This window comes from Streptomyces sp. NA04227 (genome assembly GCF_013364195.1).
Lineage (GTDB): Bacteria > Actinomycetota > Actinomycetes > Streptomycetales > Streptomycetaceae > Streptomyces.
The window spans coordinates 5,054,585-5,080,927 of sequence record NZ_CP054918.1; the positions used below are offsets into that span (position 1 = coordinate 5,054,585).

The 26,343-nt window shown below is 65.1% G+C and carries 34 protein-coding genes; 33 read left to right on the top strand and 1 reads right to left on the bottom strand.

Annotated elements, in window-relative coordinates; translation table 11 throughout:
- Positions 1-12 precede the first annotated feature (12 nt).
- A complete protein-coding gene (locus HUT18_RS21665; protein WP_176102240.1) occupies positions 13-510 on the bottom strand; it encodes an ATP-binding protein in 498 nt (165 codons plus the stop codon).
- A gap of 238 nt (positions 511-748) precedes the next feature.
- Here HUT18_RS21665 and HUT18_RS21670 point away from each other — a divergent pair, with 238 nt between their 5' ends.
- From HUT18_RS21670 to rplR, 33 genes are all read left to right on the top strand, one after another.
- A complete protein-coding gene (locus HUT18_RS21670) occupies positions 749-1,600 on the top strand; it encodes a DUF5753 domain-containing protein (protein ID WP_176102241.1) in 852 nt (283 codons plus the stop codon).
- 11 nt (positions 1,601-1,611) lie between these two features.
- Positions 1,612-1,830: a DUF397 domain-containing protein gene (locus tag HUT18_RS21675; protein ID WP_176102242.1), complete on the top strand. Its 219-nt coding sequence runs from the start codon at positions 1,612-1,614 to the stop codon at positions 1,828-1,830.
- A 93-nt stretch (positions 1,831-1,923) separates the two neighbouring features.
- Positions 1,924-2,592: a hypothetical protein gene (locus HUT18_RS21680; RefSeq protein ID WP_176102243.1), complete on the top strand. Its 669-nt coding sequence runs from the start codon at positions 1,924-1,926 to the stop codon at positions 2,590-2,592.
- A gap of 209 nt (positions 2,593-2,801) precedes the next feature.
- Positions 2,802-3,608, top strand: coding sequence for a hypothetical protein (locus tag HUT18_RS21685; RefSeq protein WP_254878744.1), 807 nt, complete (start codon positions 2,802-2,804; stop codon positions 3,606-3,608).
- Between the two features lie 115 nt (positions 3,609-3,723).
- Positions 3,724-4,383: a hypothetical protein gene (locus HUT18_RS21690; protein ID WP_176102245.1), complete on the top strand. Its 660-nt coding sequence runs from the start codon at positions 3,724-3,726 to the stop codon at positions 4,381-4,383.
- Positions 4,384-4,463: 80 nt separating this feature from the next.
- The gene (locus HUT18_RS21695; RefSeq protein ID WP_176102246.1) at positions 4,464-5,108 is read left to right on the top strand and encodes a hypothetical protein; all 645 of its coding nucleotides are present in this window, start codon (positions 4,464-4,466) and stop codon (positions 5,106-5,108) included.
- 1 nt (position 5,109) lies between these two features.
- Positions 5,110-6,165 (top strand): hypothetical protein, encoded by a 1,056-nt coding sequence (locus HUT18_RS21700; RefSeq protein ID WP_176102247.1) that lies wholly within the window; start codon positions 5,110-5,112, stop codon positions 6,163-6,165.
- Between the two features lie 460 nt (positions 6,166-6,625).
- Positions 6,626-6,940: a hypothetical protein gene (locus HUT18_RS21705; protein WP_176102248.1), complete on the top strand. Its 315-nt coding sequence runs from the start codon at positions 6,626-6,628 to the stop codon at positions 6,938-6,940.
- Between the two features lie 10 nt (positions 6,941-6,950).
- Positions 6,951-11,426: a DUF6531 domain-containing protein gene (locus tag HUT18_RS21710; protein WP_176102249.1), complete on the top strand. Its 4,476-nt coding sequence runs from the start codon at positions 6,951-6,953 to the stop codon at positions 11,424-11,426.
- A 9-nt stretch (positions 11,427-11,435) separates the two neighbouring features.
- Entirely contained in the window at positions 11,436-11,741 is a 306-nt protein-coding gene (locus HUT18_RS21715; RefSeq protein ID WP_176102250.1) for a hypothetical protein, read from the top strand.
- Between the two features lie 372 nt (positions 11,742-12,113).
- Positions 12,114-12,485, top strand: a complete 372-nt coding sequence (gene rpsL / locus HUT18_RS21720) for a 30S ribosomal protein S12 (RefSeq protein ID WP_003948652.1) — start codon at positions 12,114-12,116, stop codon at positions 12,483-12,485.
- Positions 12,486-12,487: 2 nt separating this feature from the next.
- A complete protein-coding gene (gene rpsG, locus HUT18_RS21725) occupies positions 12,488-12,958 on the top strand; it encodes a 30S ribosomal protein S7 (RefSeq protein ID WP_003998848.1) in 471 nt (156 codons plus the stop codon).
- Positions 12,959-12,997: 39 nt separating this feature from the next.
- On the top strand, positions 12,998-15,124 hold the full coding sequence (gene fusA / locus HUT18_RS21730; RefSeq protein ID WP_176102251.1) for an elongation factor G: 2,127 nt from the start codon (positions 12,998-13,000) through the stop codon (positions 15,122-15,124).
- 154 nt (positions 15,125-15,278) lie between these two features.
- The gene (gene tuf, locus HUT18_RS21735) at positions 15,279-16,472 is read left to right on the top strand and encodes an elongation factor Tu (protein WP_176102252.1); all 1,194 of its coding nucleotides are present in this window, start codon (positions 15,279-15,281) and stop codon (positions 16,470-16,472) included.
- Between the two features lie 176 nt (positions 16,473-16,648).
- Positions 16,649-17,233: a Uma2 family endonuclease gene (locus HUT18_RS21740; RefSeq protein ID WP_176102253.1), complete on the top strand. Its 585-nt coding sequence runs from the start codon at positions 16,649-16,651 to the stop codon at positions 17,231-17,233.
- A 469-nt stretch (positions 17,234-17,702) separates the two neighbouring features.
- Complete coding sequence (gene rpsJ / locus HUT18_RS21745) at positions 17,703-18,011, top strand: 30S ribosomal protein S10 (protein ID WP_003948644.1); 309 nt, start codon at positions 17,703-17,705, stop codon at positions 18,009-18,011.
- Between the two features lie 17 nt (positions 18,012-18,028).
- Positions 18,029-18,676 carry a 50S ribosomal protein L3 gene (gene rplC, locus HUT18_RS21750; RefSeq protein WP_176102254.1) on the top strand — a complete coding sequence of 216 codons (648 nt, stop codon included), beginning with the start codon at positions 18,029-18,031 and terminating at the stop codon, positions 18,674-18,676.
- Between the two features lie 4 nt (positions 18,677-18,680).
- A complete protein-coding gene (rplD, locus tag HUT18_RS21755) occupies positions 18,681-19,337 on the top strand; it encodes a 50S ribosomal protein L4 (protein ID WP_176102255.1) in 657 nt (218 codons plus the stop codon).
- The gene (gene rplW / locus HUT18_RS21760) at positions 19,337-19,756 is read left to right on the top strand and encodes a 50S ribosomal protein L23 (RefSeq protein ID WP_176102256.1); all 420 of its coding nucleotides are present in this window, start codon (positions 19,337-19,339) and stop codon (positions 19,754-19,756) included. Before rplD ends, rplW begins: the two co-directional genes overlap by 1 nt.
- Positions 19,757-19,794: 38 nt before the next feature.
- Entirely contained in the window at positions 19,795-20,631 is an 837-nt protein-coding gene (rplB, locus tag HUT18_RS21765; RefSeq protein WP_176102257.1) for a 50S ribosomal protein L2, read from the top strand.
- 12 nt (positions 20,632-20,643) lie between these two features.
- Complete coding sequence (gene rpsS / locus HUT18_RS21770; protein WP_003974263.1) at positions 20,644-20,925, top strand: 30S ribosomal protein S19; 282 nt, start codon at positions 20,644-20,646, stop codon at positions 20,923-20,925.
- 42 nt (positions 20,926-20,967) lie between these two features.
- The gene (gene rplV / locus HUT18_RS21775) at positions 20,968-21,315 is read left to right on the top strand and encodes a 50S ribosomal protein L22 (protein ID WP_040252685.1); all 348 of its coding nucleotides are present in this window, start codon (positions 20,968-20,970) and stop codon (positions 21,313-21,315) included.
- Positions 21,315-22,151, top strand: coding sequence for a 30S ribosomal protein S3 (rpsC, locus tag HUT18_RS21780; protein ID WP_176102258.1), 837 nt, complete (start codon positions 21,315-21,317; stop codon positions 22,149-22,151). Before rplV ends, rpsC begins: the two co-directional genes overlap by 1 nt.
- Before the next feature lie 5 nt (positions 22,152-22,156).
- A complete protein-coding gene (rplP, locus tag HUT18_RS21785; RefSeq protein ID WP_176102259.1) occupies positions 22,157-22,576 on the top strand; it encodes a 50S ribosomal protein L16 in 420 nt (139 codons plus the stop codon).
- Positions 22,576-22,800: a 50S ribosomal protein L29 gene (gene rpmC / locus HUT18_RS21790; RefSeq protein ID WP_003974259.1), complete on the top strand. Its 225-nt coding sequence runs from the start codon at positions 22,576-22,578 to the stop codon at positions 22,798-22,800. The genes rplP and rpmC overlap by 1 nt, the downstream gene beginning before the upstream one ends.
- Positions 22,800-23,090 carry a 30S ribosomal protein S17 gene (gene rpsQ / locus HUT18_RS21795; protein WP_176102260.1) on the top strand — a complete coding sequence of 97 codons (291 nt, stop codon included), beginning with the start codon at positions 22,800-22,802 and terminating at the stop codon, positions 23,088-23,090. Before rpmC ends, rpsQ begins: the two co-directional genes overlap by 1 nt.
- 171 nt (positions 23,091-23,261) lie before the next feature.
- Positions 23,262-23,630, top strand: coding sequence for a 50S ribosomal protein L14 (rplN, locus tag HUT18_RS21800; protein ID WP_003974257.1), 369 nt, complete (start codon positions 23,262-23,264; stop codon positions 23,628-23,630).
- 2 nt (positions 23,631-23,632) lie between these two features.
- Positions 23,633-23,956, top strand: a complete 324-nt coding sequence (gene rplX, locus HUT18_RS21805; RefSeq protein ID WP_176102261.1) for a 50S ribosomal protein L24 — start codon at positions 23,633-23,635, stop codon at positions 23,954-23,956.
- Positions 23,956-24,516 carry a 50S ribosomal protein L5 gene (gene rplE / locus HUT18_RS21810; RefSeq protein WP_176102262.1) on the top strand — a complete coding sequence of 187 codons (561 nt, stop codon included), beginning with the start codon at positions 23,956-23,958 and terminating at the stop codon, positions 24,514-24,516. Before rplX ends, rplE begins: the two co-directional genes overlap by 1 nt.
- 5 nt (positions 24,517-24,521) lie before the next feature.
- The gene (locus tag HUT18_RS21815) at positions 24,522-24,707 is read left to right on the top strand and encodes a type Z 30S ribosomal protein S14 (protein WP_003956452.1); all 186 of its coding nucleotides are present in this window, start codon (positions 24,522-24,524) and stop codon (positions 24,705-24,707) included.
- A 263-nt stretch (positions 24,708-24,970) separates the two neighbouring features.
- Entirely contained in the window at positions 24,971-25,369 is a 399-nt protein-coding gene (gene rpsH / locus HUT18_RS21820; protein WP_043443042.1) for a 30S ribosomal protein S8, read from the top strand.
- Positions 25,370-25,389: 20 nt separating this feature from the next.
- Complete coding sequence (gene rplF / locus HUT18_RS21825) at positions 25,390-25,929, top strand: 50S ribosomal protein L6 (RefSeq protein WP_176102263.1); 540 nt, start codon at positions 25,390-25,392, stop codon at positions 25,927-25,929.
- Between the two features lie 3 nt (positions 25,930-25,932).
- Positions 25,933-26,316 carry a 50S ribosomal protein L18 gene (gene rplR / locus HUT18_RS21830; protein ID WP_176102264.1) on the top strand — a complete coding sequence of 128 codons (384 nt, stop codon included), beginning with the start codon at positions 25,933-25,935 and terminating at the stop codon, positions 26,314-26,316.
- The last annotated feature ends 27 nt before the right edge of the window (positions 26,317-26,343 follow it).

Here is a 26,343-nt window from a genome sequence, read left to right on the forward strand (position 1 = left end):
CTTTCTGTCTGTCTACGGGCGAGCGCTGATCGGGACGCTGGGAGCGGGCTGCGAGGAACCGAGCTCGCACCACACATACTTTCCGGTGGCCTGTGGGTGCCAGCCCCAGAGGTCGGCGCAGGCGTGGACCAGGCTGAGTCCGCGGCCGTGGTCCTGGTCGGTGGGGTTCGGGTCGGTGGCTTTCGCCAACTCCGCTGCGGAGTCGGGTGGTTGGGGTGGGTGGGGTAGGACGAGTGGCAGGGGCGGCTCCGGGTCCGCGTCCCAGGCTCCGATACGGAGGACGCCCGCGGACCAGCGCACACGCAGGGCGGCGGGTCCTTTGGTGTGGCGTACGGAGTTCGAGATCAGCTCGGTGGCGAGGAGTTCGGCTTTCTCGGCGAGAGGGAGTAAGCCGTGCATCGTGAGGATCAGGCGGAGGGTGCGGCGGCAAATGGTGACGGCGCGTAGGTCGTGGGGGATGTAGAGGGAGTACTCCCAGGGGGTGGTGGGGACGGTCTCAGCTTCGGGCATGCGTGAACTCCTGGTGGGGGAGGGGGAGGGGGAGTTGGGTGTATGCGGATCGTGGCGGGCGGTGGCAGTGTCGCGGCCGTCGTGGCAGGACGGGGCGGTGCGCTTCCGGGGCCTCGGGAATCCGCAGGGTGTGCGTCGCATCACTGACAGTAGAGCAAAAATTTTTGCTCACGCAAGCCATTGCGTAATCTGGCCCACGAACGAAGAGTCATGGCGGGTGAGTTGAAGGCGGGGAGGCATGGCGCCAAGGAGTCGACCTACCGCGCGGCAGGAGCGCCTGGGTCGTGAACTGCGCAGGCTACGAGAGGCGGCGGACATGAAAGCCCGCGAGGTGGCGGGCTTGCTCAGTTCGACGTCGGCGCAGATGAGCCAAGTCGAGGGCGGCTTCGCCGGGGTGAGCGAGGAGCGAGTGCGCCGGTTGGTCGCTCACTACGCGTGTGCCGACCGCGCACTGGTCGATGCTTTGGTGGCCATGGCGACCGAGCGCATGCAGGGTTGGTGGGAGGAGTTCCGGGGCGTCCTGCCGCCAGTGTTCCTGGACGTCGCCGAACTGGAACATCACGCGGTGTTCTTGCGTGAAGTCGTGATCACTCACGTTCCGGGTCTGTTGCAGACTCCGGATTACGCCCGGGCCGTCTTCGGATACATGGTGCCGGAATTGCCCGAGAGCGAGCTGGCCCCACGCGTTGAGCACAGGATGAAACGGCGGACTGTGCTCACACGCGAATCTCCAGTCCCGTACGAGACGATCATCCACGAAGCCGCACTACGTATCCGTGTCGCCGACCGGAAGGTGGCTCGGGCTCAACTGCGGCAAATCCTGGACGAGATGGAGTGCGGGCACGTCACGGTGCGCGTCATTCCGTTCGATGTCGACGGGTTCGCAGGTGCCAGTGCCGCCATGATGCATCTGGGCGGCCGCGTTCCGCGCCTGGACACGGTGCTCAGAGATTCGCCGAGCGGGACTGCCTTCCTGGATGCCGAGTCTCAACTGGGCCGCTTTCGAACGCTCTTCCGTAAGGTGGAGAACGCAGCACTCGGCCCCGCGGAGTCAGCGGACCTCATTCATCATCTTGCGAAGGAATTGTGAGGGCAGTACGTGTGACCGGACGTCGTCACTGGAAGAAGTCGTCCTTCTCCGAAGGGGGCGATGGCAACACATGTGTGGAGATAGCGGACTTCGGTGCCCGGGTCGCGATACGCGACTCTAAGGATCCAGCTCAGGGCTTGCTCTCCTTCCCGCCTGGAGCCTTCACCGCTTTCGTCAAGGTCCTCAAGTCCGATGCGGGTTCGGGTGAGTTCGGGCAGATTGCGATGTGATCCAATCTCGACCCGGAAATAGTGGCGGAACCAACTCGCCGCTCGCTAGCGTCTATAGGCCAGTCGAAGTCTCATCCCCACCGGGAGTTGTCCGTGTACCGCACTCGTGTGCTGCCCGCCGCCGTCTCGCTCACGGCTGCTGCTGCCCTGCTTCTGACCGGTTGCGGGGGCGGCGATGACGACAAGGACAAGGAGCCGATCGAGGGGGCGGGCGGGGAGAGCAAGTCGAGCGCGCCTGCTAGTCCTTCGGCTAGCGCGGGGCCGAAGATCGACCGGCCGGTGATGAAGTTCCCGTCGGACGTGGAGCTCGTCTTCGACAAGGCTCAGGTAACGCCCGAGCAGGCAGCCCCGCTCAACGACGCGCAGAACTTCCTCCGTTCCATCGAATACGGAATCGTCAAGCAGGACCCCAAGGAGCCTGCGCACAGGTTCTACAGCGAATATCCGGGCACGGCTTTGGACTACGCGAAGAGCCAGATCAAGGGGCACGCTGACGCGGGCGCCACGATCACCGGCAAGCGCCATTACTACAACGCCAAGGTCAAGCTGTCGGACAGCGGCAAGACCGGTTTCGTCAGCATGTGCAGTGATGGCTCCAAGCTTTACGGCAAGGACGTGAAGACCGGAGAGGTTCGCCGCACGAAGAAGAGCGTCAAAGACTACTACTTCTGGCAGATCCAGATGGCGGCGTCCGACAAGACCGAAGGGCTGTGGCGCGCCAAGGAGATCCAGGTTGCGGGGGAAGCCAAGCAATGCATGTGATGAATGGACGCCGAATTCTGACTGTGATGACGGTGGGAGCCCTCCTCACAGTTGTCACCGGCCTCCCTGCTGCGGCTGAAGACGACTATGGAAAGGCCACTGGCGGGGCAAAGAAGACGGACGACGGCGGCGGTGCGATCGATGCGAAGATTGTTTTCCGTGGGTCCGGAGTTGGCGGCGGTACGAAGGGCTCCGGGGGCCTGACGTCCGTGGACGCCAACTGGGAGCCGCCCGGCTGTTGGTACGCCCCCCAGTGGAAGTCCGGCGAGTTCCGCGACCTCCGGCACAACATCTATTTCGGTGCCGTGCACGACCCCGACGGCCGTGACTACGTCGGGGAGATATCCGACGAGAACGAAAAGTACGCCAAGGACGAGTACCACGACGGCGACAAGGGCATGTACTGGGGCGCTGTCCAGAACCCCGACGCCTCGTACGAGGAGCAGTGGGCCTGCGACAAGGACCCCTTCTGGGTACCGGAAGGCGAACAGCCCGACGAACCCCAGGCGGTCTCCCCGGAGGTCCTGGCGGGCCTTGCCTACAACCAGATCAAGGTCCCGGGTACGAAGGTGACGCTGGCCCCGGCGGGCGCCAGCAAGGTCAACCTTCCGACCTGGGCCTGGCTGGACAAGGGTGAGTACAAGCCGGTGTCCGTGACGGCCTCGCTGGACTTCCCGGGCTTCCACATGGAGGCGACGACGACGGCTGAGCCCGTCGGCCTGCACATCGACCCGGGCACCGAAGACGCCGACGTCCTGCCGGCCTCCGGCAACTGCGAGCCCAACAAGGACGGTTCGATCGGTGAGCCGTACGCCCGCGGCAAGGCGGAGCAGACGCCGCCGTGCGGTGTCACGTACCGGAAGTCCTCCGGCGGCGGCACGTACGACCTGAACGCGACGGCCACTTGGAAGATCACGTGGACGGGCAGCAACGGTACGGGCGGCGACTTGCCCGATGGTGAGTACGGCAACGACCAGCAGGTCGAGGTACAGGAGGCACAGGCGGTCAACCGCTGAGTCCCTGGCGGGAGTTGGACCCAAAGAGTAGGACGGGGGAGAGGGGGCGGTCGTTCATGGAGCGGCCGCCCTCTCTGTTTTTCACCTACTGGACCCACGGCGGAACGGAGTTGATGTGAGCAGTACGCAACAGGCGCGCCTTGAACGGGCGCAGCGGCTGGACTCGGATGAATCGAATGGCACCGTGCCCGCGCCGGTGCACGTACTGCCCATGCTCTGGATGGGAGTTGTGGGTCCCCTGCTGTTGGGGGCGGCGGCGTTGCTCTGGTTCTCCGGGCAGTTGGCGTCCTTCTGCTACCTGATGACACTCACCTCGCTCGGTCCCGGCAGCATCCTGGTCCGGCTCGGCTGGGCGAACCGCGCCGAGCGAGCGCTGAGCCGAAGGACCCGCCGCCTCGTGGCTGCGCAGCCGCATCCCGCGTACTCGGTGAGGCTAGGGCTGAACGCATCCGACGGGCGCGCGCCGGGACCGGTTTCCGAACTCGACGTGGGCCCTGCCCAGGATGGCGTGTGTGCGGTCGGTCCGGAGGCGCTGTACCTGGTCGGAGTGGATGGCCGCGAGGTGACCATCCCGCTGGCTGAGCTGCGGGGAGCGGTTCAACTGCCCCGTTCGCAAGGCTCGTTGGATATCCACCTGCGCGATGGGCAGAGCCTGGAGCTGAAGGCAGCCCACCCCCGCAATTTCCTGATTGCGGTGTGCGGTAGAGGCGTCCGCATGTTGTGGGAGGGCGAGGTCCCGCATGCGGATTCGAGCACCGTCACCCGACCCCGATGAGGCACGCGTCCGAGTGGCATGATGCAAGTGAGACACAAGACCTAGATGGCCGATAACCCATCCCCCACTGGGAGTTCGAAGTGAAGCGCAGCACCCTGTCCGCCGCTGCCGCAGTGGCTGCGAGCCTGGTTCTTGCCCTGAGCGCCTGCTCGTCGGGCGGTGACGACGACGGTTCCGACGAGATCGAGGGCGCGGGCGGCGGCAGCGACAAGCCGTCGGCTTCGGCCTCGACGAGTGAGCCTCCGTCGAAGGCCGGGCGGCCGGAAGTGAAGCTCCCCTCGGACTTCACGATGCAGTTCGAGGGATGGAAGAACAGCGACCCCGAGCTCCAGGCGATCCTCGACGACGGCCGCGAGCACGTACGCGCCGACCACGCCGCGGTCATCGACGCCGACGCGGACGCGAAGTACCTGCACTTCTACAACGAGGGCGAGTCCCTTGTCTCCTCGCAGACTTGGGTGAAGCAGTACATCAAGGCCAACGTCACGCTGGTGGGCGAGATCACCGTGTCCGAGCCTCAGGCGAAGGTCGTGAAGAAGGACACGGGCGTACTGACCTACTGCCTCGACGAGGGCAAGGCGTTTGCCAAGAACCGCAAGACAGGGAAGCAGACCGGCACGCCCGAAGGCGACAGCCCGCGGCTCCAGTACCGCACCACGCTCGTGAAGTCGCCCGAGGGTGTGTGGCGTACGACCACTGCGGACACCAAACGAGGGGGGTGCTGACATGAATCGCCGTTTGCGCACTCTCGGTCAGGTCTCGGGTGTGGGCCTGGCCGTGGTCTGCACGATCGCACCAGGTGGTGTCGGGGACGACGTCCACCGGCCCGGCACAGGCGGCGGGGCCGAGAAGAACACCCTCAACGCTTCTGCCACCGCCTCCAACATCCAGGTGACGAACGTCAAGGGCGGCGGCTCCGGCAGCAAGCCTCTGATACCGGCCGACCCGAACTGGAAGCCGCCCGCCTGCTGGTACGAACCGGTGGCCACCCCCGAGCAGTTGAAGGATGCCGTGGAGGGGGTCAAGAAGAGCGGTGGCCGCACCACGGTGCGCGTCGGCGCCTACACCGGCTGGGGCGAGCAACTCCTCGTCGACCACTACGAGAAGGGCCGGGACGACGGCACCGGCGAGCCGTCCTGGAAGAACTACAACCTCGGCAAGGACGGCAAGTGGTGGCGGGCCGTCGTGCGTGAGGACATGGAGTTCAGCGACGAGTCCTTCAAGTGCGACAAGTTCCTGTTCTGGCAGGACGCCGGCACCCTGCCGAACGACCCCAACGCACCCACCCCGGACGTCCTCGCGGCCTACGCGTACAACGAGATCAAGATCCCGGACACCAAGGTCGAGCTCAAGCCCGACGGCCCGACCAAGGTCAACCTCCCCACCTGGGTCTGGCTCGACAAGGCCAAGTTCGACGACGTCGTGGTGCGGGCCGAACTGCCCGGCACCGGCGTCTGGGCCGAGACCACCGCCAAGCCGGTCAGCCTCCACCTCGACCCAGGATCGGGTGACGCCCGGACCTACCCCGCCTCCGGCGAGTGCGCGATCAACGACGACGGCAGCATCGGCCGACCGTACCGCCGGGGCGATGCGGAGAAGACCCCGCCGTGCGGCGTGCAGTACGGCCGCTCCAGCGCCGGCAAGTCCTTCCCGCTGAAGGCGACGGTTACCTGGGAGATCACCTGGGAGGGCAGCGGCGGTACGGGCGGCGACCTGCCGGACGGCACCTTCGAGGGCACGCAGAACGTGGTCGTGCAGGAGGCTCAGTCGGTCAACCGCTGACGGTATGGATGTCGGCGGCACGTCATGGGGCGGTCACTCCTTGTGGGTGACCGCCCTGATGCGTGAGGTCGTTTCGCCCGCGGGGCACTGCTATCCGTTGGCAGCAGTGAGGAACGGGCGCGGCGCCAACGCCCCATACTTCCTCAGGATCAACGGGACCGTGCTCTGTGTCAGTCCGTTCCGTCGGAACATCAACTCGCGTCTCAGTCAGGTCTGGTGTGCCAGTCCCATCGGTCCGGGGCGGCGCGGTCTCGGAGCCTGGTGGGGGGCGAGGCCGCTCAAGTTGATTCGGGTCTGAGTGAGGGCAACAGCGCTGAGGTGGGACCGCGTTCCTCGACACCGGCGCTGTTCCACATCGTGGTCGGCTGGTGACGTATCGCATGGATTTCCGATACCCAGGTGAGCTAACGTGCTTCGTTGGCATGTGCACACACCAGCGCTGCAGGGGGCGGGCCTAGTCATGGGCGATCTCGGTAAAGAGTCGGCGTCGATAGCGAATGCGGCCCCGTTGCTCCGCAGGGCCCCGCACCACATCTCCAAGCCCTTGCAGCAGTTCAAGTCGCAGACGGACGACCTGTCCGCCCTGGGCGCACTCGGCGCCCTGATGAGCGCGACCGACGACGTGCGCGAGGGCATGGAGACCTTGTCCAAGCTCGTCGAGCAGGTGGTGGACGAGTGGCACGACGAGGCGAAGCTGATGACCGATCTGTCCGATGCCTTCGACGTCCTGGACGTGCTGCTGGACGCGGCGCAGGGCAAGGGCAAGAAGGGCTGAGGTCGGAGTCGTGGTCGACTGGAATCCGCTGCATCACGTTGATGACATCAACCCGCTCAAGCTGATCAACAAGTTCAACCACATGGCCGGCGACAATCTGGCCAGCATGATGCAGTTCCTCGGCATCTCGGATCCCGCGGTGGATCCGGACGGGGTGCGGGACATCGCGAAGAAGTGGCGTGCGCTTGCCGACGCCGTCGACGACTCGGTCACGGACGCCGAGAAGGCCCTGGCGGAGGTCGACTGGGAGGGCAAGACCGCCAAGGAGTTCTTCAAGCGGGCGAAGAAGACCCGGCAGCATGCTTCGAAGATGGCCGACGGGCTGCGTGACGGCGCCGACGGCCTGGACAAGTTCGCCGACGAGGCGGAGCAGCTGCTGAGCGAACTCGGCGTGATCGTCGTGGAGATCATCGAGGTCGAGATGGCCGGTCTCGCCCTCAGCGTGCTGACCGGTGGCGCCTCCGCCGTGGTCAGCAGTCTCGCGGCAGGTGCGCGGTTCGCGAAGGTGACGGCGATCATCGCGCGGATCGAGAAGGCGGGTACGGCACTTGGCCGCACCATCCGCGTCGTCATGGAGACGATCCGGGCTCTGATACGTGCCCTTCGCGCCCTCAAGCAGATCAAGGGCGTTGCACAGGCTGGCAAGTTGGCGGCGCAGGGCGCCAAGTACTCGGCCCTGGATGCCCTGTTGCAGGACCCGAGCACGTTCAAGGACCCCGAGAAGCTGGCCGAGACGCTCGCGATGGGCGCGGCCCTCGGCGTCGGCCTCGGCGGCCTGGGCAAGCTGCTCGGCAAGGGCCTGGGCAAGCTCAAGCCCAAGGACCTGTCCAAGCTGCGCCAGACGCTGAAGCTGAACTGCTCGACGCTCAACCGTATGAAGGCGCGGCCGGGTTGGGACAAGCTACCGGCCTCCGTGCAGAACGCTCTCAAGAAGTTCGTACGGGACCCGATCGACGTCGCGACCGGCGACATGGCGCTTACGCAGAAGGACGCCGAACTGCCGGGCGTGCTCCCGCTGATCCTGGAGCGGACCCACATCTCCTCGTACAGGTACGGGGGTTGGTTCGGCCCGTCGTGGGCTTCGACGATCGACCAGCGTTTGCAGATCGATGAGGAAGGCGTCGTCTACGTCGCGGCCGACGGCTCGCGACTGTGCTTCCCCCTGCCGGATTCCGACAGCGGCGAGGCGGTGCGCCCGGAGACCCCCGGCTCCCGGCTTACTCTCCGCTTCGCGCCCGGGTTCGACGGTGCGCTTCACGTCAACGACCCCGATTCCGGGCTGACTTACGCCTTCCACAGCCCTGTGCCCGCAGCCGAAGGCACAGCGATCGATCTCCCCCTCCAGTACATCCACGACCGCAACGGCAACCGCGTCACCATCGAGTACGACGAGAAGCTCAGCGACCTCCCGCGCACCGTCGTCCACTCGGGCGGCTACCGCATTGCCCTGGACCGTCACGAAACCCTCGACCGGATCGTGCGGCTGAGGCTGCTCGACCCGTCCGACTCCGACAGCGCCGGTACGACGCTCATTTCCTTCGGCTACGACGAGACAGGGCAGCTCACCGAGGAGGTCAATTCGTCCGGGCTGCCCATGCGTTACACGTACGACGACGAAGGGCGCATTACGTCGTGGACCGACCGCAACGGGACCATGTACTGGTACCTGTACGACGAGCGAGGGCGAGTCGTCGAGACGGGCGGCACCGGTGGCGCCCTGGCGTCCACGCTCAGCTATGAGGACGGGACGCGTACGACTCGGGTCACCGACTCGCTCGGGCACACACGGGTGTACGAGCACAACGAATCCTGTCGCCTGGTCCGTGAGACGGATCCGCTGGGTAACGTCACGGTGCGGGAGTGGGACGAGAGTCTGCGACTGACCTCGGTGGCTGATCCGTTGGGGCACACCTCTCGGTATACGTACGGCGAGTGCGGACGTGTGACGGCGGAGATACGCCCGGACGGCGCGATGCTGACCACGGAGTACAACCACCTCGGACTACCGACGGTGGTAACCGACCCGGATGGATCGCGCTGGGTCCAGGAGTACGAAGATGGGAAGCCGGTCACGGCCACCGACCCCGCAGGCCGAACCACCCGGTTCACGTACAACCCAGCCGGGCATCTGACCGCTGTCACGGATGCCTTCGGGAATACGACGCTAATTCGGAATAACCCCGCTGGTTTGCCGCTCGAAGTAACGGATGCGCAAGGGGCCGTCACGCGCTACGAGCGCGACGCCTTTGGTCGCCCAAACCGACAGGTTGACCCGTTCGGTGCCGAGACTCGACTGGAATGGACGGTCGAAGGCAAGCATGCCCGTCGCATCACTGCAGATGGGAGTGAGGAGACTTGGCTATACGACGGTGAAGGAAACTGTATTCGTCACATCGATACAAACGGGGGTGTTTCTCAGTTTGAGTTCTCTCACTTCGATGTCATGTCCGCCCGCACGAGCCCGGACGGTGTGCGATACGAGTTCACCTATGACACCGAACTGCGTTTGGCTAGGGTACTCAATCCGCAAGGATTGGCGTGGACTTACACGTATGACCCAGCCGGGCGTCTGATTGCTGAAGCCGATTTCGACGGGCGCGCGCAGCACTATGCGTACGACCTTGCAGGTCGGCTCAAGGAAAAGACAACACCACTCGGTGACGTAATCCGCTACCAGCGGGACACGATAGGGCTGGCCTTGCGCAAGGTGGCTGCCGACCAGGTCACTGAGTACTGCTACGACAGCATGGGGCGGCTGGAGCGGGCTGCTGGTCCGGATGCGGTACTGGAGGTTATCCGCGATGAGTTCGGCCAGGTTCGTTGTGAGCGGGTGAATGGCCATGAACTGAGCTACACATACGATGAGTTGGGGCGGCGCGACGGTCGCCGGACGCCATCCGGCGCGGTGAGCACATGGCAGTACGACTCGGCTGGAAACCTCACCGAGTTGACTGCCTCCGGCCGTGCTTTGCGGTTCTCGCACGATGTTCTGGGGCGCGAAGTCGAGCGGGAATTCGGTGCCGCCGGTGGGTTGGTCACCTTGTCCACGGTATTCGATCAGGTGGGTCGGCCGACAGAGCAGATTCTTGTATCCGGCGAGCGCACGTTGAAAGCGCTGAACTTCGAGTACCGGCCGGACAACTATCTGAATTCCCTGTCTGATTCGGTCACTGGCACTACACAGCGCTTCACGCTGGACGCTACTGGGCGTCCCCTCGCCGTGGCTGCCCACGACTGGGATGAGACGTATGCCTACGACAGCGCCGGGAATCAGAGAGAGGCTCAATGGCCTGACGGTGTGCCAAACTCCGATGTCCGTGGACACCGAACCTACTGCGGAACCCGGGTGCTCACCGCCGGAAAGCTGCGTTACGAATACGACGAAGCAGGCCGCACGATCGTACGGCAGAGGCCGCGCCTGTCCCGGAGGCCCGATACCTGGCACTACACCTATGACGCGGAAAGTCGGCTTACTTCTTGTGTCACGCCTGACGGGACCACCTGGCGCTATCTTTATGACCCTCTGAACCGTCGCATCGGGAAACAGAAACTGGCTGCTGACGAAGAGTCCGTGGTCGAGCATGTGAACTTTACGTGGGATGGTTCCCGGTTGGTCGAGGAGGCCAGCACTGCCACCGGAATCGTCCGCACGTGGGATTATGCAGGCCATAGACCGCTGACCCAGACTGAGCGTCGAATCGGTGGCGATGAAGACGAGGTCAAATTTTATGCCGTCGTCTCAGATGCGGTCGGCACTCCGACAGAACTCGTGGACGAGGCAGGGGGCATCGCCTGGCAGTCACGAAGTACTCTGTGGGGGACTGTTTCGTGGAATGAAAATGCCACAGCGTACACGCCTCTCCGCTTCCCAGGTCAATACGCCGACCTTGAGACGGGCCTACACTACAATTACTTCCGACACTACGACCCGGGAATAGGCCGCTACACGACACCTGATCCCCTCGGCCTGGCGCCCTCGCCTAATCCGACTGCCTACGTATCCAACCCGAGAGTGTTTACCGACTCTACGGGATTGGCCCCGGACTGTGATGATTTTGTAGATCTTTATCATGGCACGGATAGAGTCGCAGAAAGGAATATTAGGGCGGGTGGTGTGGATACTGGGAGAAGTTCACGCCCCATGGACTTCGGAAACGGCTTCTATACGACACGGGACAGGCAGCAGGCTGAGGATTGGGCGGCCAGGTTTGGAGATCAAGGGGCGGTTCTACATTTCCGTATCCCTAAGGGTGAGTTCGATAGTCTGAGTTCTAAGGTATTTCAGAGGGATGATCCGGTTCTAGTAGACTTCGTGCGATATTACCGTGGCGGCGGGAAAGGTGAGCTGTACGAGGTGGTGGAGGGGCCAATGCTTAGAAATATTAACCCCTTCATGAAAAAGGGGCGGCCGCCTGTTTGGTCCGGCAATCAGGTCACATTCTTTGGTGATCGGGCGGGTGGCATCCTGACTCGAGCACTGCAATAGGGAGATTAGATGTCTGAATTTTTGGCGAATGTCAGCGAAGATGTCCTCGAACTCCTCGGTGAGATTTCTGACGAGATGGTCCAGATGTTTGGAATTCGACGCGCCGAAGCCGTAGCTCGGATCAATGCGCAGTGGCCCGAGCAAAAGTTTCTTGAACAAAGCGAAATCATCCTCCATGAGGACGCCTACTATTGGGCTCTATTTATCTACTACGATGGCCAAGTTCCCGACTGGGGCCCTGATGCGGACCGGTCTGGCTGGCAGCCTCGGCAGGCACCGGGTGCGGGTACCGAGTTCTGGACGCTCGGGCGCTGAATCGCCTGGAGGTCGAACCGCTTGGGGGGTACGTCTGAGCGCTGCGGGGTGTGACCCTGGGGACTGCCACCGGTCAGGCGTGTCGTCGTTGCCGTCCCGTCACGTCCCTCTGATGCGATCTTCCTCCCAGCCGGCCTGGCCGCATCGCTTTTGACCCCACCCCCCATCCCAGTTACGCTCAGACCTTGTGCCTGGGGTGTGCCCTGGCCCCCGTGCGTGCCTTCAACCGTACGGGCGCCGTCATCGGCCGCACCGCAATCCGCGCCTCTGCCTGCCTTGCGGCGGGAGTCTGCGGGATTCGACACACCCGACCGCGTGGGTCGGCGAAGTTCCAGGTTAGCTTTACATCGGCACACAGAAACCGGAGAAGTAGTGCCTACGATCCAGCAGCTGGTCCGCAAGGGCCGGCAGGACAAGGTCGAGAAGAACAAGACGCCCGCACTCGAGGGTTCCCCTCAGCGTCGCGGCGTCTGCACGCGTGTGTTCACCACCACCCCCAAGAAGCCGAACTCGGCGCTGCGGAAGGTCGCGCGTGTGCGTCTGACCTCCGGCATCGAGGTCACGGCCTACATCCCGGGTGAGGGACACAACCTGCAGGAGCACTCCATCGTGCTCGTGCGCGGCGGCCGTGTGAAGGACCTGCCGGGTGTTCGCTACAAGATCATCCGCGGTTCGCTCGACACCCAGGGTGTCAAGAACCGCAAGCAGGCCCGCAGCCGCTACGGCGCCAAGAAGGAGAAGTAAGAATGCCTCGTAAGGGCCCCGCCCCGAAGCGCCCGGTCATCATCGACCCGGTCTACGGTTCTCCTCTGGTGACCTCCCTCATCAACAAGGTGCTGCTGAACGGCAAGCGCTCCACCGCCGAGCGCATCGTTTACGGCGCCATGGAGGGCCTGCGCGAGAAGACCGGCAACGACCCGGTCATCACGCTCAAGCGCGCTCTCGAGAACATCAAGCCGACCCTCGAGGTCAAGTCCCGCCGTGTCGGTGGCGCCACCTACCAGGTTCCGGTCGAGGTCAAGCCCGGCCGTGCCAACACCCTGGCGCTCCGCTGGCTGGTCGGTTACTCCCGCGCCCGTCGCGAGAAGACCATGACCGAGCGTCTGCTCAACGAGCTTCTCGACGCTTCGAACGGCCTTGGTGCGGCCGTCAAGAAGCGCGAGGACACGCACAAGATGGCCGAGTCCAACAAGGCCTTCGCGCACTACCGCTGGTAGTCGCTACCCACATCGAGACCGAGAGAAGACTGAAGCCTTATGGCTACCACTTCACTTGACCTGGCCAAGGTCCGCAACATTGGGATCATGGCCCACATCGACGCGGGCAAGACGACCACCACCGAGCGGATCCTGTTCTACACCGGTGTCTCGTACAAGATCGGTGAGGTCCACGACGGCGCTGCCACCATGGACTGGATGGAGCAGGAGCAGGAGCGTGGCATCACGATCACCTCTGCTGCCACCACCTGTCACTGGCCGCTGGACGACGTCGACCACACCATCAACATCATCGACACCCCGGGCCACGTGGACTTCACCGTCGAGGTGGAGCGTTCCCTGCGTGTGCTCGACGGTGCCGTGACGGTGTTCGACGGCGTCGCCGGCGTTGAGCCGCAGTCCGAGACGGTGTGGCGTCAGGCGGACCGCTACGGCGTTCCGCGTATCTGCTTCGTCAACAAGCTCGACCGTACCGGTGCCGAGTTCCACCGCTGCGTCGACATGATCAGCGACCGTCTGGGTGCCCAGCCGCTGGTCATGCAGCTGCCGATCGGTGCCGAGGCCGACTTCAAGGGTGTTGTGGACCTGGTCCGCATGAAGGCCCTGGTCTGGTCCGCCGACACCAAGCTCGGTGAGGCGTACGACGTCGTCGACATCCCGGACACGCACACCGAGGCTGCCGCCGAGTACCGCGGCAAGCTGCTCGAGGCCGTGGCCGAGAACGACGAAGAGATCATGGAGCTGTACCTGGAGGGCCAGGAGCCCTCCGAGGAGCAGCTGATCGCCGCGATCCGTCGGATCACCATCGCCTCCGGCAAGGCCGACGGCACCACCGTCACCCCGGTGTTCTGCGGTACCGCGTTCAAGAACAAGGGCGTTCAGCCCCTGCTCGACGCGGTCGTGCGCTACCTGCCTTCGCCCCTGGACGTCGAGGCCATCGAGGGCCACGACGTCAAGGACCCGGAGAAGGTCGTCGCGCGCAAGCCGAGCGACGAGGAGCCGCTGTCGGCCCTCGCGTTCAAGATCGCGAGCGACCCGCACCTGGGCAAGCTCACCTTCGTCCGGGTTTACTCGGGCCGCCTCGACTCCGGCACCGCGGTGCTGAACTCGGTCAAGGGCAAGAAGGAGCGCATCGGCAAGATCTACCGCATGCACGCGAACAAGCGTGAGGAGATCGACTCGGTGGGCGCCGGCGACATCATCGCCGTGATGGGCCTGAAGCAGACCACCACCGGTGAGACGCTGTGCGACGACAAGAGCCCGGTGATCCTGGAGTCCATGGACTTCCCGGCGCCGGTCATCCAGGTCGCGATCGAGCCCAAGTCCAAGGGTGACCAGGAGAAGCTGGGTGTCGCCATCCAGCGTCTCGCGGAGGAGGACCCCTCCTTCCAGGTCCACTCGGACGAGGAGACCGGCCAGACCATCATCGGCGGCATGGGCGAGCTGCACCTCGAGGTGCTGGTCGACCGCATGAAGCGCGAGTTCAAGGTCGAGGCCAACGTCGGTAAGCCGCAGGTCGCGTACCGCGAGACCATCCGCAAGGCGGTCGAGCGGATCGACTACACGCACAAGAAGCAGACCGGTGGTACCGGTCAGTTCGCCAAGGTGCAGATCGCGGTCGAGCCGCTCGAGGGTGGCGACACCTCGTACGAGTTCGTCAACAAGGTCACGGGTGGCCGCATCCCCAAGGAGTACATCCCCTCGGTGGACGCGGGCTGCCAGGAAGCCATGCAGTTCGGCATCCTCGCCGGTTACGAGATGACCGGTGTCCGCGTGACCCTGCTCGACGGTGCCTTCCACGAGGTGGACTCCTCCGAGCTCGCGTTCAAGATCGCCGGCTCGCAGGCCTTCAAGGAGGGCGCGCGCAAGGCGAGCCCCGTGCTGCTCGAACCGATGATGGCCGTCGAGGTCACCACGCCCGAGGACTACATGGGCGATGTGATCGGCGACATCAACTCCCGCCGTGGCCAGATCCAGGCCATGGAGGAGCGTGCCGGTGCCCGCGTCGTCAAGGGCCTCGTTCCGCTCTCGGAGATGTTCGGCTACGTCGGCGACCTCCGCAGCAAGACGTCGGGTCGCGCAAGCTACTCGATGCAGTTCGACTCCTACGCCGAGGTTCCGCGGAACGTCGCCGAGGAGATCATCGCGAAGGCCAAGGGCGAGTAACTCGACAGAGTTCACGCCTTAGGCTTGACTCCGGAGCCTTCCGGGGCATTTCGCCGCAACACCGGCGGAGTGCCCCGGGGCCCGGGCTTCCCAGCAAAGATCACCTGGCGCCGATGAAGCAAGGCGTTCAGAACCACTCCACAGGAGGACCCCAGTGGCGAAGGCGAAGTTCGAGCGGACTAAGCCGCACGTCAACATCGGCACCATCGGTCACATCGACCACGGTAAGACGACCCTCACGGCCGCCATTACCAAGGTGCTGCACGACGCGTACCCGGACCTGAACGAGGCCTCGGCCTTCGACCAGATCGACAAGGCTCCTGAGGAGCGCCAGCGCGGTATCACCATCTCCATCGCGCACGTCGAGTACCAGACCGAGACGCGTCACTACGCGCACGTCGACTGCCCCGGTCACGCGGACTACATCAAGAACATGATCACGGGTGCGGCGCAGATGGACGGCGCCATCCTCGTGGTCGCCGCCACCGACGGCCCGATGCCGCAGACCAAGGAGCACGTGCTCCTGGCCCGCCAGGTCGGCGTTCCGTACATCGTCGTCGCCCTGAACAAGGCCGACATGGTGGACGACGAGGAGATCCTGGAGCTCGTCGAGCTCGAGGTTCGTGAGCTCCTCACCGAGTACGAGTTCCCGGGCGACGACGTTCCCGTCGTCAAGGTCTCCGCTCTCAAGGCGCTGGAAGGCGACAAGGAGTGGGGTGAGTCCGTCCTCAACCTGATGAAGGCCGTGGACGAGTCCATCCCGCAGCCCGAGCGTGACGTCGACAAGCCGTTCCTGATGCCGATCGAGGACGTCTTCACGATCACCGGTCGCGGTACGGTCGTCACCGGCCGTATCGAGCGAGGCATCCTCAAGGTCAACGAGACCGTCGACATCATCGGCATCAAGACCGAGAAGACCACCACCACGGTCACCGGTATCGAGATGTTCCGCAAGCTGCTCGACGAGGGCCAGGCCGGTGAGAACGTCGGTCTGCTGCTTCGCGGCATCAAGCGCGAGGACGTCGAGCGCGGCCAGTGCATCATCAAGCCGGGCTCTGTCACCCCGCACACCGAGTTCGAGGCCCAGGCCTACATCCTGTCGAAGGACGAGGGTGGCCGTCACACCCCGTTCTTCAACAACTACCGCCCGCAGTTCTACTTCCGTACCACGGACGTGACCGGCGTCGTTTCCCTCCCCGAGGGCACCGAGATGGTCATGCCGGGCGACAACACCGAGATGACCGTCGAGCTCATCCAGCCCGTCGCCATGGAAGAGGGCCTGAAGTTCGCCATCCGTGAGGGTGGCCGGACCGTGGGCGCCGGCCAGGTCACCAAGATCAACAAGTGATTGTCGATCTGACCTGGTAGCTCACTGAGCAACCGGAAGGGCCCGTACGACTCGTGGGAGACCACGGGTTCGTACGGGCCCTTTTCGTTTCGTGCGGCCGGTACGGGCTGCGAGGCCGTCCCATAGACTTCCTGCACACCGGCTCTGCCACGGCACCGAGGGGAGGACGATCTTCGATGAGCATCGCTCCGGGTGAGCAGCGACAGACGCACCAGTACCAGGTGCTCCGCGAGTTCCTGGGCTCCATGGACGACACCCTCCCCGGCAAGTTCGAGATCACCAGGGAAGGCATCGTCCACGACATGATGGCGCCCACAGGGCCGCACGAGCTGACCGCGCTGCGCATCCGCAAGCGGCTCGAGAAGGCGATGCCCGAGGAGATCGTCGCCCACACGGGGACCCCCGACGTCGAGAGCCCGGCCGAAGGCATACTGCGCCACCCGGATCTGATGGTGATCGCCGAGGCCGACATGGAGATCGAGGGCGCCTTCGACCCTCGTGCGCTGCTGGCCGCCATCGAGGTCGTCTCCCGCTCGAACCCCGACAACGACTGGGTGAGCAAGGTCCGCGACTATCCGCTCATGGGCGTGCCCGTCTACGCGGTCTTCGACCCGCGTACAGGCACCGGGGCGGTGTTCTCCGACATCCACCGGACCCCCGACGGCCCGCGGTACGCGACCCGCAAGGACTTCGTCTACGGGGAGCCCGTCACCGTCGGCGACTGGACCATCTCCACCGACGACCTGCCGCGTTACGCGTAGTCCGGCTCGCGCCCGCGTCGGGTCCGGGGCTCGGCAACTTCCGCCCCGTGTTTGGCCGTACGCCCCCGCGGGGTAAGATCCCCGGCTCGATTGGCGTCGGGTCTGCCCCGTATGGCAGACTGTCCGGGTTGCTCGGTTGAGTGCCGATGCTGCGCGCCTCCCGCCGGGAGGACCGGAAGCGAGTCCCACAGTACTCGTCGTTCCAACTGCCTCAGGGGTTTCTCCTGGGGCAGCGCTGGGGCGGACGTACGGGAATCTTCCGGGAAGTGCGGCGGGGTGCCTCGGCCAGGCGCCCGGTGGGTGTCTCATCCCCGGTCCCGCGGTCGTGACCGCAGCCCATGGCAGGGAAATCCGTACGGAGATTTCTGTTGGCGGCAGCGCGACACGCCCGACCGCGTGGGTCGGAGGGGGAGAGTGTTCGCCCCCCGGGTTCCAGAGCGTTTACGAGAGACAGGACTACGAAGTAGCCATGGCGGGACAGAAGATCCGCATCCGGCTCAAGGCCTACGACCACGAGGTCATCGACTCTTCGGCGAAGAAGATCGTCGAGACGGTGACTCGCACTGGTGCGTCGGTCGCGGGCCCGGTGCCGCTGCCCACTGAGAAGAACGTGTACTGCGTCATCAAGTCGCCGCACAAGTACAAGGACTCGCGCGAGCACTTCGAGATGCGCACGCACAAGCGTCTCATCGACATTCTCGACCCGACCCCGAAGACCGTTGACTCGTTGATGCGCCTGGACCTTCCGGCCGGCGTTGACATCGAGATCAAGCTCTGAAGGCGGGCTGATCAACGATGACGACCAAGAACATCAAGGGCATCCTGGGCGAGAAGCTCGGCATGACCCAGGTCTGGGACGAGAACAACCGTGTCGTCCCGGTAACCGTGGTCAAGGCCGGACCCTGCGTCGTGACCCAGGTCCGCACCAACGACTCCGACGGCTATGAGTCGGTCCAGATCGCCTTCGGCGAGATCGACCCGCGCAAGGTGAACAAGCCCCTCAAGGGCCACTTCGCCAAGGCCGACGTGACGCCCCGTCGCCACCTCGTCGAGATCCGTACCGCCGGTGCCGGCGAGTACACCCTCGGCCAGGAAGTGACCGCCGAGACCTTCGAGGCCGGCATCAAGGTGGACGTCACCGGCAAGAGCAAGGGCAAGGGCTTCGCCGGTGTCATGAAGCGCCACAACTTCCGTGGCCTCGGCGCCGGACACGGCACCCAGCGCAAGCACCGCTCGCCCGGTTCCATCGGTGGCTGTGCCACCCCGGGCCGTGTGTTCAAGGGCCTCCGTATGGCGGGCCGTATGGGCAACGAGCGGGTCACCACCCAGAACCTGACCGTCCACGCCGTTGACGCGGAGAAGGGTCTGCTGCTCATCAAGGGCGCGGTTCCCGGTCCGAACGGCGGCCTCGTCCTGGTCCGTACTGCGGCCAAGGGGGCCTGAGGTAATGAGCAGCATTGACATCCTTTCGCCTGCTGGCGACAAGGCCGGGTCCGTCGAGCTCCCCACGGAGATCTTCGACGCGAAGGTCAGCATCCCGCTGATCCACCAGGTCGTCGTCGCGCAGCTGGCCGCGGCCCGTCAGGGCACGCACAAGACCAAGACGCGCGGCGAGGTCCGCGGTGGCGGCAAGAAGCCGTACCGCCAGAAGGGCACCGGCCGCGCCCGCCAGGGTTCGACCCGTGCGCCGCAGTTCGCCGGCGGTGGCGTGGTCCACGGCCCCGTGCCGCGTGACTACTCGCAGCGGACCCCGAAGAAGATGAAGGCCGCCGCCCTGCGCGGTGCCCTCACCGACCGGGCCCGCAACAACCGCATCCACGTCGTCTCCGACGTGATCGCGGGCGAGGCGCCGTCCACCAAGGCCGCCAAGACCCTGCTCGGCAAGATCTCGGAGCGCAAGAACCTGCTCCTGGTCGTCGAGCGGGCCGACGAGGCCGCGTGGCTGTCCGCCCGCAACCTGCCCCAGGTGCACATCCTGGAGCCGGGCCAGCTGAACACGTACGACGTGCTCGTCTCGGACGACGTGGTCTTCACCAAGGCCGCCTTCGAGTCCTTCGTGTCCGGCCCGCAGAAGGCTGATGAGACCGAAGGGAGCGAAGCCTGATGGCTACGCGTCACCCGAGCATTGCCTCCAAGGCGGCCAAGGCCGCCAAGGCCGCGCGCGTCGCCAAGGCGAAGCGCCACGCCGCGGAGGGCAAGCAGACCGTCGAGACCCCGCTGAGCAAGAGCTTCACGGACCCCCGTGACGTGCTGCTCAAGCCGGTCGTCTCCGAGAAGAGCTACGCACTGCTCGACGAGGGCAAGTACACCTTCGTCGTCGACCCGCGTGCCAACAAGACCCAGATCAAGCAGGCCGTGCAGTCGGTCTTCTCGGTCAAGGTCACCGGGGTCAACACGATCAACCGCCAGGGCAAGCGCAAGCGGACCCGTACCGGCTTCGGCAAGCGTGCCGACAGCAAGCGCGCGATCGTGACCCTCGCCGAGGGCGACCGTATCGACATCTTCGGCGGTCCGACCGCTTAAGCGGGTCGGATCGTCCGAAATCGGACGAGGACTGAGAAATGGGAATCCGCAAGTACAAGCCGACTACGCCGGGCCGCCGTGGCTCCAGCGTCGCCGACTTCGTCGAGGTCACGCGGTCCACGCCGGAGAAGTCGCTGGTCCGCCCGCTGCACAGCAAGGGCGGCCGTAACAACACCGGTCGTGTGACCGTCCGCCACCAGGGCGGTGGCCACAAGCGCGCCTACCGCGTGATCGACTTCCGTCGTCACGACAAGGACGGCGTGCCGGCGAAGGTCGCGCACATCGAGTACGACCCCAACCGCACCGCGCGTATCGCGCTGCTGCACTACGCCGACGGCGAGAAGCGCTACATCATCGCGCCGCGCGGCCTGTCGCAGGGTGACCGCGTCGAGAACGGTCCCGGGGCCGACATCAAGCCGGGCAACAACCTGGCGCTGCGCAACATCCCGGTCGGTACCACGATCCACGCGATCGAGCTCCGTCCCGGTGGCGGCGCCAAGTTCGCGCGCTCGGCCGGTGCCTCCGTGCAGCTGCTGGCCAAGGAGGGCGCGATGGCGCACCTCCGTATGCCCTCCGGCGAGATCCGCCTGGTCGACGTGCGCTGCCGCGCCACCGTCGGCGAGGTCGGCAACGCCGAGCAGTCGAACATCAACTGGGGCAAGGCCGGCCGTAAGCGCTGGCTCGGCGTCCGCCCGACCGTTCGCGGTGTGGCGATGAACCCGGTTGACCACCCGCACGGTGGTGGTGAGGGCAAGACCTCCGGTGGTCGCCACCCGGTCAGCCCCTGGGGTCAGAAGGAGGGTCGTACTCGCTCGCCGAAGAAGGCATCGAGCAAGTACATCGTCCGCCGCCGCAAGACGAACAAGAAGCGCTAGGAGCGGGTTTAGATGCCGCGCAGTCTCAAGAAGGGGCCCTTCGTCGACGACCACCTGATCAAAAAGGTGGACACGCAGAACGAAGCCGGCACCAAGAACGTCATCAAGACCTGGTCCCGTCGCTCGATGATCGTCCCGGCGATGCTGGGCCACACGATCGCGGTGCACAACGGCAAGACCCACATCCCGGTGTTCGTCACCGAGTCGATGGTCGGCCACAAGCTCGGCGAGTTCTCGCCGACCCGCACCTTCCGGGGCCACGTCAAGGACGACCGGAAGTCGAAGCGCCGCTAAGGCGGGGTGGAAACGATCATGACAAACACCGAAGGGACAACCATGGAAGCCAGGGCCCAGGCGCGGTTCATCCGCGTCACGCCCATGAAGGCCCGCCGCGTGGTGGACCTCATCCGTGGCATGGATGCCACGGAGGCTCAGGCGGTCCTGCGTTTCGCCCCGCAGGCCGCCAGTGTGCCGGTCGGCAAGGTGCTGGACAGCGCCATCGCCAACGCCGCGCACAACTACGACCACACCGACGCCGACAGCCTCTTCATCAGTGAGGCGTACGTCGACGAGGGCCCGACCCTGAAGCGGTTCCGGCCGCGTGCCCAGGGCCGTGCCTACCGGATCCGCAAGCGGACCAGCCACATCACCGTGGTCGTCAGCAGCAAGGAAGGAACCCGGTAATGGGCCAGAAGGTAAACCCGCACGGGTTCCGGCTCGGTGTCACCACGGACTTCAAGTCGCGTTGGTACGCCGACAAGCTGTACAAGGACTACGTCAAGGAAGACGTCGCCATCCGTCGGATGATGACGTCCGGCATGGAGCGCGCCGGTATCTCGAAGGTGGAGATCGAGCGCACCCGTGACCGCGTGCGGGTGGACATCCACACCGCTCGTCCGGGCATCGTCATCGGCCGCCGTGGCGCCGAGGCCGACCGCATCCGCGGTGACCTCGAGAAGCTCACCGGCAAGCAGGTCCAGCTGAACATCCTCGAGGTCAAGAACCCCGAGACCGACGCTCAGCTGGTTGCCCAGGCCGTCGCGGAGCAGCTGTCCTCCCGCGTCTCCTTCCGTCGTGCCATGCGCAAGAGCATGCAGACGGCGATGAAGGCCGGCGCCAAGGGCATCAAGATCCAGTGCGGTGGCCGTCTCGGCGGCGCCGAGATGTCCCGCTCGGAGTTCTACCGCGAGGGCCGTGTGCCCCTGCACACGCTCCGCGCGAACGTGGACTACGGCTTCTTCGAGGCCAAGACGACCTTCGGCCGCATCGGCGTGAAGGTCTGGATCTACAAGGGCGACGTCAAGAACATCGCCGAGGTCCGCGCCGAGAACGCCGCGGCCCGCGCCGGCAACCGTCCGGCCCGTGGCGGCGCTGACCGCCCGGCCCGTGGTGGCCGTGGTGGCGAGCGTGGCGGTCGCGGTCGCAAGCCGCAGCAGCAGTCGGCTCCGGCCGCCGAGGCCCCCAAGGCCGAGGCGCCCGCCGCTGCCGCTCCGGCTGAGAGCACCGGAACGGAGGCCTGACCGAAATGCTGATCCCCCGTAGGGTCAAGCACCGCAAGCAGCACCACCCCAAGCGCAACGGCATGTCCAAGGGTGGCACGCAGATTGCGTTCGGCGAGTACGGCATCCAGGCGATGACCCCGGCTTACGTGACGAACCGTCAGATCGAGGCCGCTCGTATCGCCATGACGCGTCACATCAAGCGTGGTGGCAAGGTCTGGATCAACATCTACCCGGACCGTCCGCTGACCAAGAAGCCTGCCGAGACCCGCATGGGTTCCGGTAAGGGTTCGCCGGAGTGGTGGGTCGCGAACGTCAAGCCCGGACGGGTGATGTTCGAGCTGTCCTACCCGAACGAGAAGATCGCGCGCGAGGCCCTGACCCGTGCGGCTCACAAGCTGCCGATGAAGTGCAAGATCGTTAAGCGCGAGGCAGGTGACCTGTGATGTCGGCCGGTACCAAGGCGTCCGAGCTGCGCGAGCTGGGCAACGAGGAGCTTCTCGCGAAGCTCCGCGAGGCCAAGGAAGAGCTGTTCAACCTCCGCTTCCAGGCGGCGACGGGCCAGCTCGAGAACCACGGCCGTCTCAAGGCGGTCCGTAAGGACATCGCGCGGATCTACACCCTGATGCGTGAGCGCGAGCTGGGCATCGAGACGGTGGAGAGCGCCTGATGAGCGAGAGCAGCAACGTGACCGAGAAGACCGAGGAAGCTCGCGGTTTCCGCAAGACCCGTGAGGGTCTGGTCGTCAGCGACAAGATGGACAAGACCGTCGTCGTCGCTGTCGAGGACCGTGTGAAGCACGCGCTGTACGGCAAGGTCATCCGCCGTACGAACAAGCTCAAGGCGCACGACGAGCAGAACGCCGCGGGCGTGGGCGACCGTGTCCTCCTCATGGAGACCCGGCCGACCTCCGCGACGAAGCGCTGGCGCGTCGTCGAGATCCTCGAGAAGGCCAAGTAATTCCTCCCGGTGCCCCGCCGGAATTCCGGCGGGGTCCGGTACGGAAATGCTTGATGGAAATTTCCTGAGGGGTTTCCCTCAGGTTCGTTCCGCCAGGCTCGGCGAGTGCCGTGACAGCTTCGAAAGAGTCACCGCACTCGCCGGGAACCGGCAGACATTCAGGAGATAGACGTGATCCAGCAGGAGTCGCGACTGCGCGTCGCCGACAACACGGGTGCGAAGGAAATTCTCACCATCCGTGTTCTCGGTGGCTCGGGTCGCCGCTACGCGGGCATCGGTGACGTCATCGTCGCCACCGTCAAGGACGCGATCCCCGGTGGCAACGTGAAGAAGGGTGACGTCGTCAAGGCGGTCATCGTTCGCACCGTCAAGGAGCGCCGCCGTCCGGACGGCTCGTACATCCGCTTCGACGAGAACGCCGCCGTCATTCTGAAGAACGACGGCGACCCTCGTGGCACCCGTATCTTCGGCCCCGTCGGCCGTGAGCTGCGCGAGAAGAAGTTCATGAAGATCATCTCGCTCGCGCCGGAGGTGCTGTAAGCATGAAGATCAAGAAGGGCGACCTGGTCCAGGTCATCACCGGTAAGGACAAGGGCAAGCAGGGCAAGGTCATTGCCGCTTACCCGCGCGAGGAGCGTGTCCTGGTCGAGGGTGTCAACCGGGTCAAGAAGCACACCAAGGCCGGTCCCACCGCCTCCGGCTCGCAGGCCGGCGGCATCGTGACCACCGAGGCGTCGGTGCACGTGTCCAACGTGCAGCTCGTCGTGGAGAAGGACGGCAACAAGGTCGTCACCCGCGTCGGATACCGCTTCGACGAGGACGGCAACAAGATCCGCGTTGCCAAGCGGACCGGTGAGGACATCTGATGACTGCCACCACCACAATTCCGCGTCTCAAGACGAAGTACCGCGAGGAAATCGCCGGAAAGCTGCTGAAGGAGTTCTCGTACGAGAACGTCATGCAGGTTCCGGGCCTCGTCAAGATCGTGGTCAACATGGGTGTGGGCGACGCCGCCCGCGACTCCAAGCTGATCGAGGGTGCCATCAAGGACCTCACCACGATCACCGGTCAGAAGCCGGCCGTCACCAAGGCCCGCAAGTCCATCGCGCAGTTCAAGCTGCGTGAGGGTCAGCCGATCGGTGCGCACGTCACCCTTCGCGGTGACCGCATGTGGGAGTTCCTGGACCGCACCCTGTCGCTCGCGCTGCCGCGCATCCGCGACTTCCGCGGTCTGTCCCCGAAGCAGTTCGACGGCCGGGGCAACTACACCTTCGGTCTCACGGAGCAGGTCATGTTCCACGAGATCGACCAGGACAAGATCGACCGCGTCCGGGGTATGGACATCACCGTGGTCACCACGGCGACCAACGACGACGAGGGCCGCGCCCTCCTTCGTCACCTCGGCTTCCCGTTCAAGGAGGCGTGAGCGAGATGGCGAAGAAGGCTCTGATTGCCAAGGCTGCTCGTAAGCCCAAGTTCGGTGTGCGCGCGTACACCCGCTGCCAGCGCTGCGGTCGTCCGCACTCCGTGTACCGCAAGTTCGGCCTGTGCCGCGTGTGCCTTCGTGAGATGGCCCACCGCGGTGAGCTGCCGGGCGTGACCAAGAGCTCCTGGTAATTCCGCCCACCCGTCGCCCGACCACCGCCCCTCAAGGGCGGCCCTTCGGGCCGACAGGCTGGATGTGAATGCTGGGCTCTCGGTAAGTAAAGGGCGGTGTCAGGTGCCCACCCCTTCATGGCTTAGTCTTGGAGGGTTGGGCGCCTGGACGCCCGTACGACTTACTACGCCGTAGGTCCCCGTGCCGCACCCGTCCCGTCCCGGATCGGGGAGAGGGATGGCACAGACAGGAAACCCCGGCGAGAGAGGCCGAAGGCCAATTCATGACCATGACTGATCCGATCGCGGACATGCTGACTCGTCTGCGTAACGCGAACTCGGCGTACCACGACAGCGTCGGTATGCCGCACAGCAAGATCAAGTCGCACATCGCGGAGATCCTCCAGCAGGAGGGCTTCATCACGGGCTGGAAGGTCGAGGACGCCGAGGTCGGCAAGAACCTCGTCCTGGAGCTGAAGTTCGGCCCCAACCGTGAGCGCTCCATCGCGGGCATCAAGCGGATCTCCAAGCCCGGTCTCCGGGTTTACGCGAAGTCCACCAACCTGCCGAAGGTGCTCGGCGGCCTGGGCGTGGCGATCATCTCCACGTCGCACGGTCTGCTCACCGACAAGCAGGCAGGCAAGAAGGGTGTGGGCGGGGAAGTCCTCGCCTACGTCTGGTAATCGGGAACGGAGGAATAGCAATGTCGCGAATCGGCAAGCTCCCCATCCCGGTTCCCACCGGCGTGGACGTCACCATCGACGGCCGGACGGTGAACGTGAAGGGCCCCAAGGGTTCCCTCTCGCACACCATCGCCGCGCCGATCGAGATCGCCAAGGGCGAGGACGGCGTGCTGAACGTCTCCCGTCCCAACGACGAGCGTCAGAACAAGGCCCTGCACGGCCTGTCCCGCACGCTGGTGGCGAACATGATCACCGGTGTGACCCAGGGATACGTGAAGAAGCTCGAGATCAGCGGTGTGGGTTACCGCGTGCTCGCCAAGGGCTCCAACCTGGAGTTCTCGCTGGGCTACAGCCACCCGATCCTGGTCGAGGCCCCCGAGGGCATCACCTTCAAGGTGGAGTCCGCGACCAAGCTTTCGGTCGAGGGCATCGACAAGCAGAAGGTCGGCGAGGTTGCGGCCAACATCCGCAAGCTGCGCAAGCCCGACCCGTACAAGGCCAAGGGCGTCAAGTACGAGGGCGAAGTCATCCGCCGCAAGGTCGGAAAGGCGGGTAAGTAAGCCATGGCATACGGTGTGAAGATCGCGAAGGGCAAGGCCTACAAGGCCGCTGCCATCAAGCGCCGCCACATCCGCATCCGCAAGAGGATCTCGGGTACCGCCGAGCGTCCGCGCCTGGTCGTGACGCGCTCGAACCGCCACATCGTGGCCCAGGTCATCGACGACATCAAGGGTCACACCCTGGCGTCGGCGTCGACCCTGGACACCTCGATCCGCGGTGGCTCCGAGGACAAGTCCTCGCAGGCCGGCAAGGTCGGCGCGCTTGTCGCCGAGCGTGCCAAGGCCGCGGGTGTCGAGGCTGTCGTATTCGACCGTGGTGGCAACCAGTACGCCGGGCGCATCGCCGCCCTGGCGGACGCCGCCCGCGAAGCCGGGCTCAAGTTCTGAGCCTGCCGTAGCTAGCGGAAACAGAGA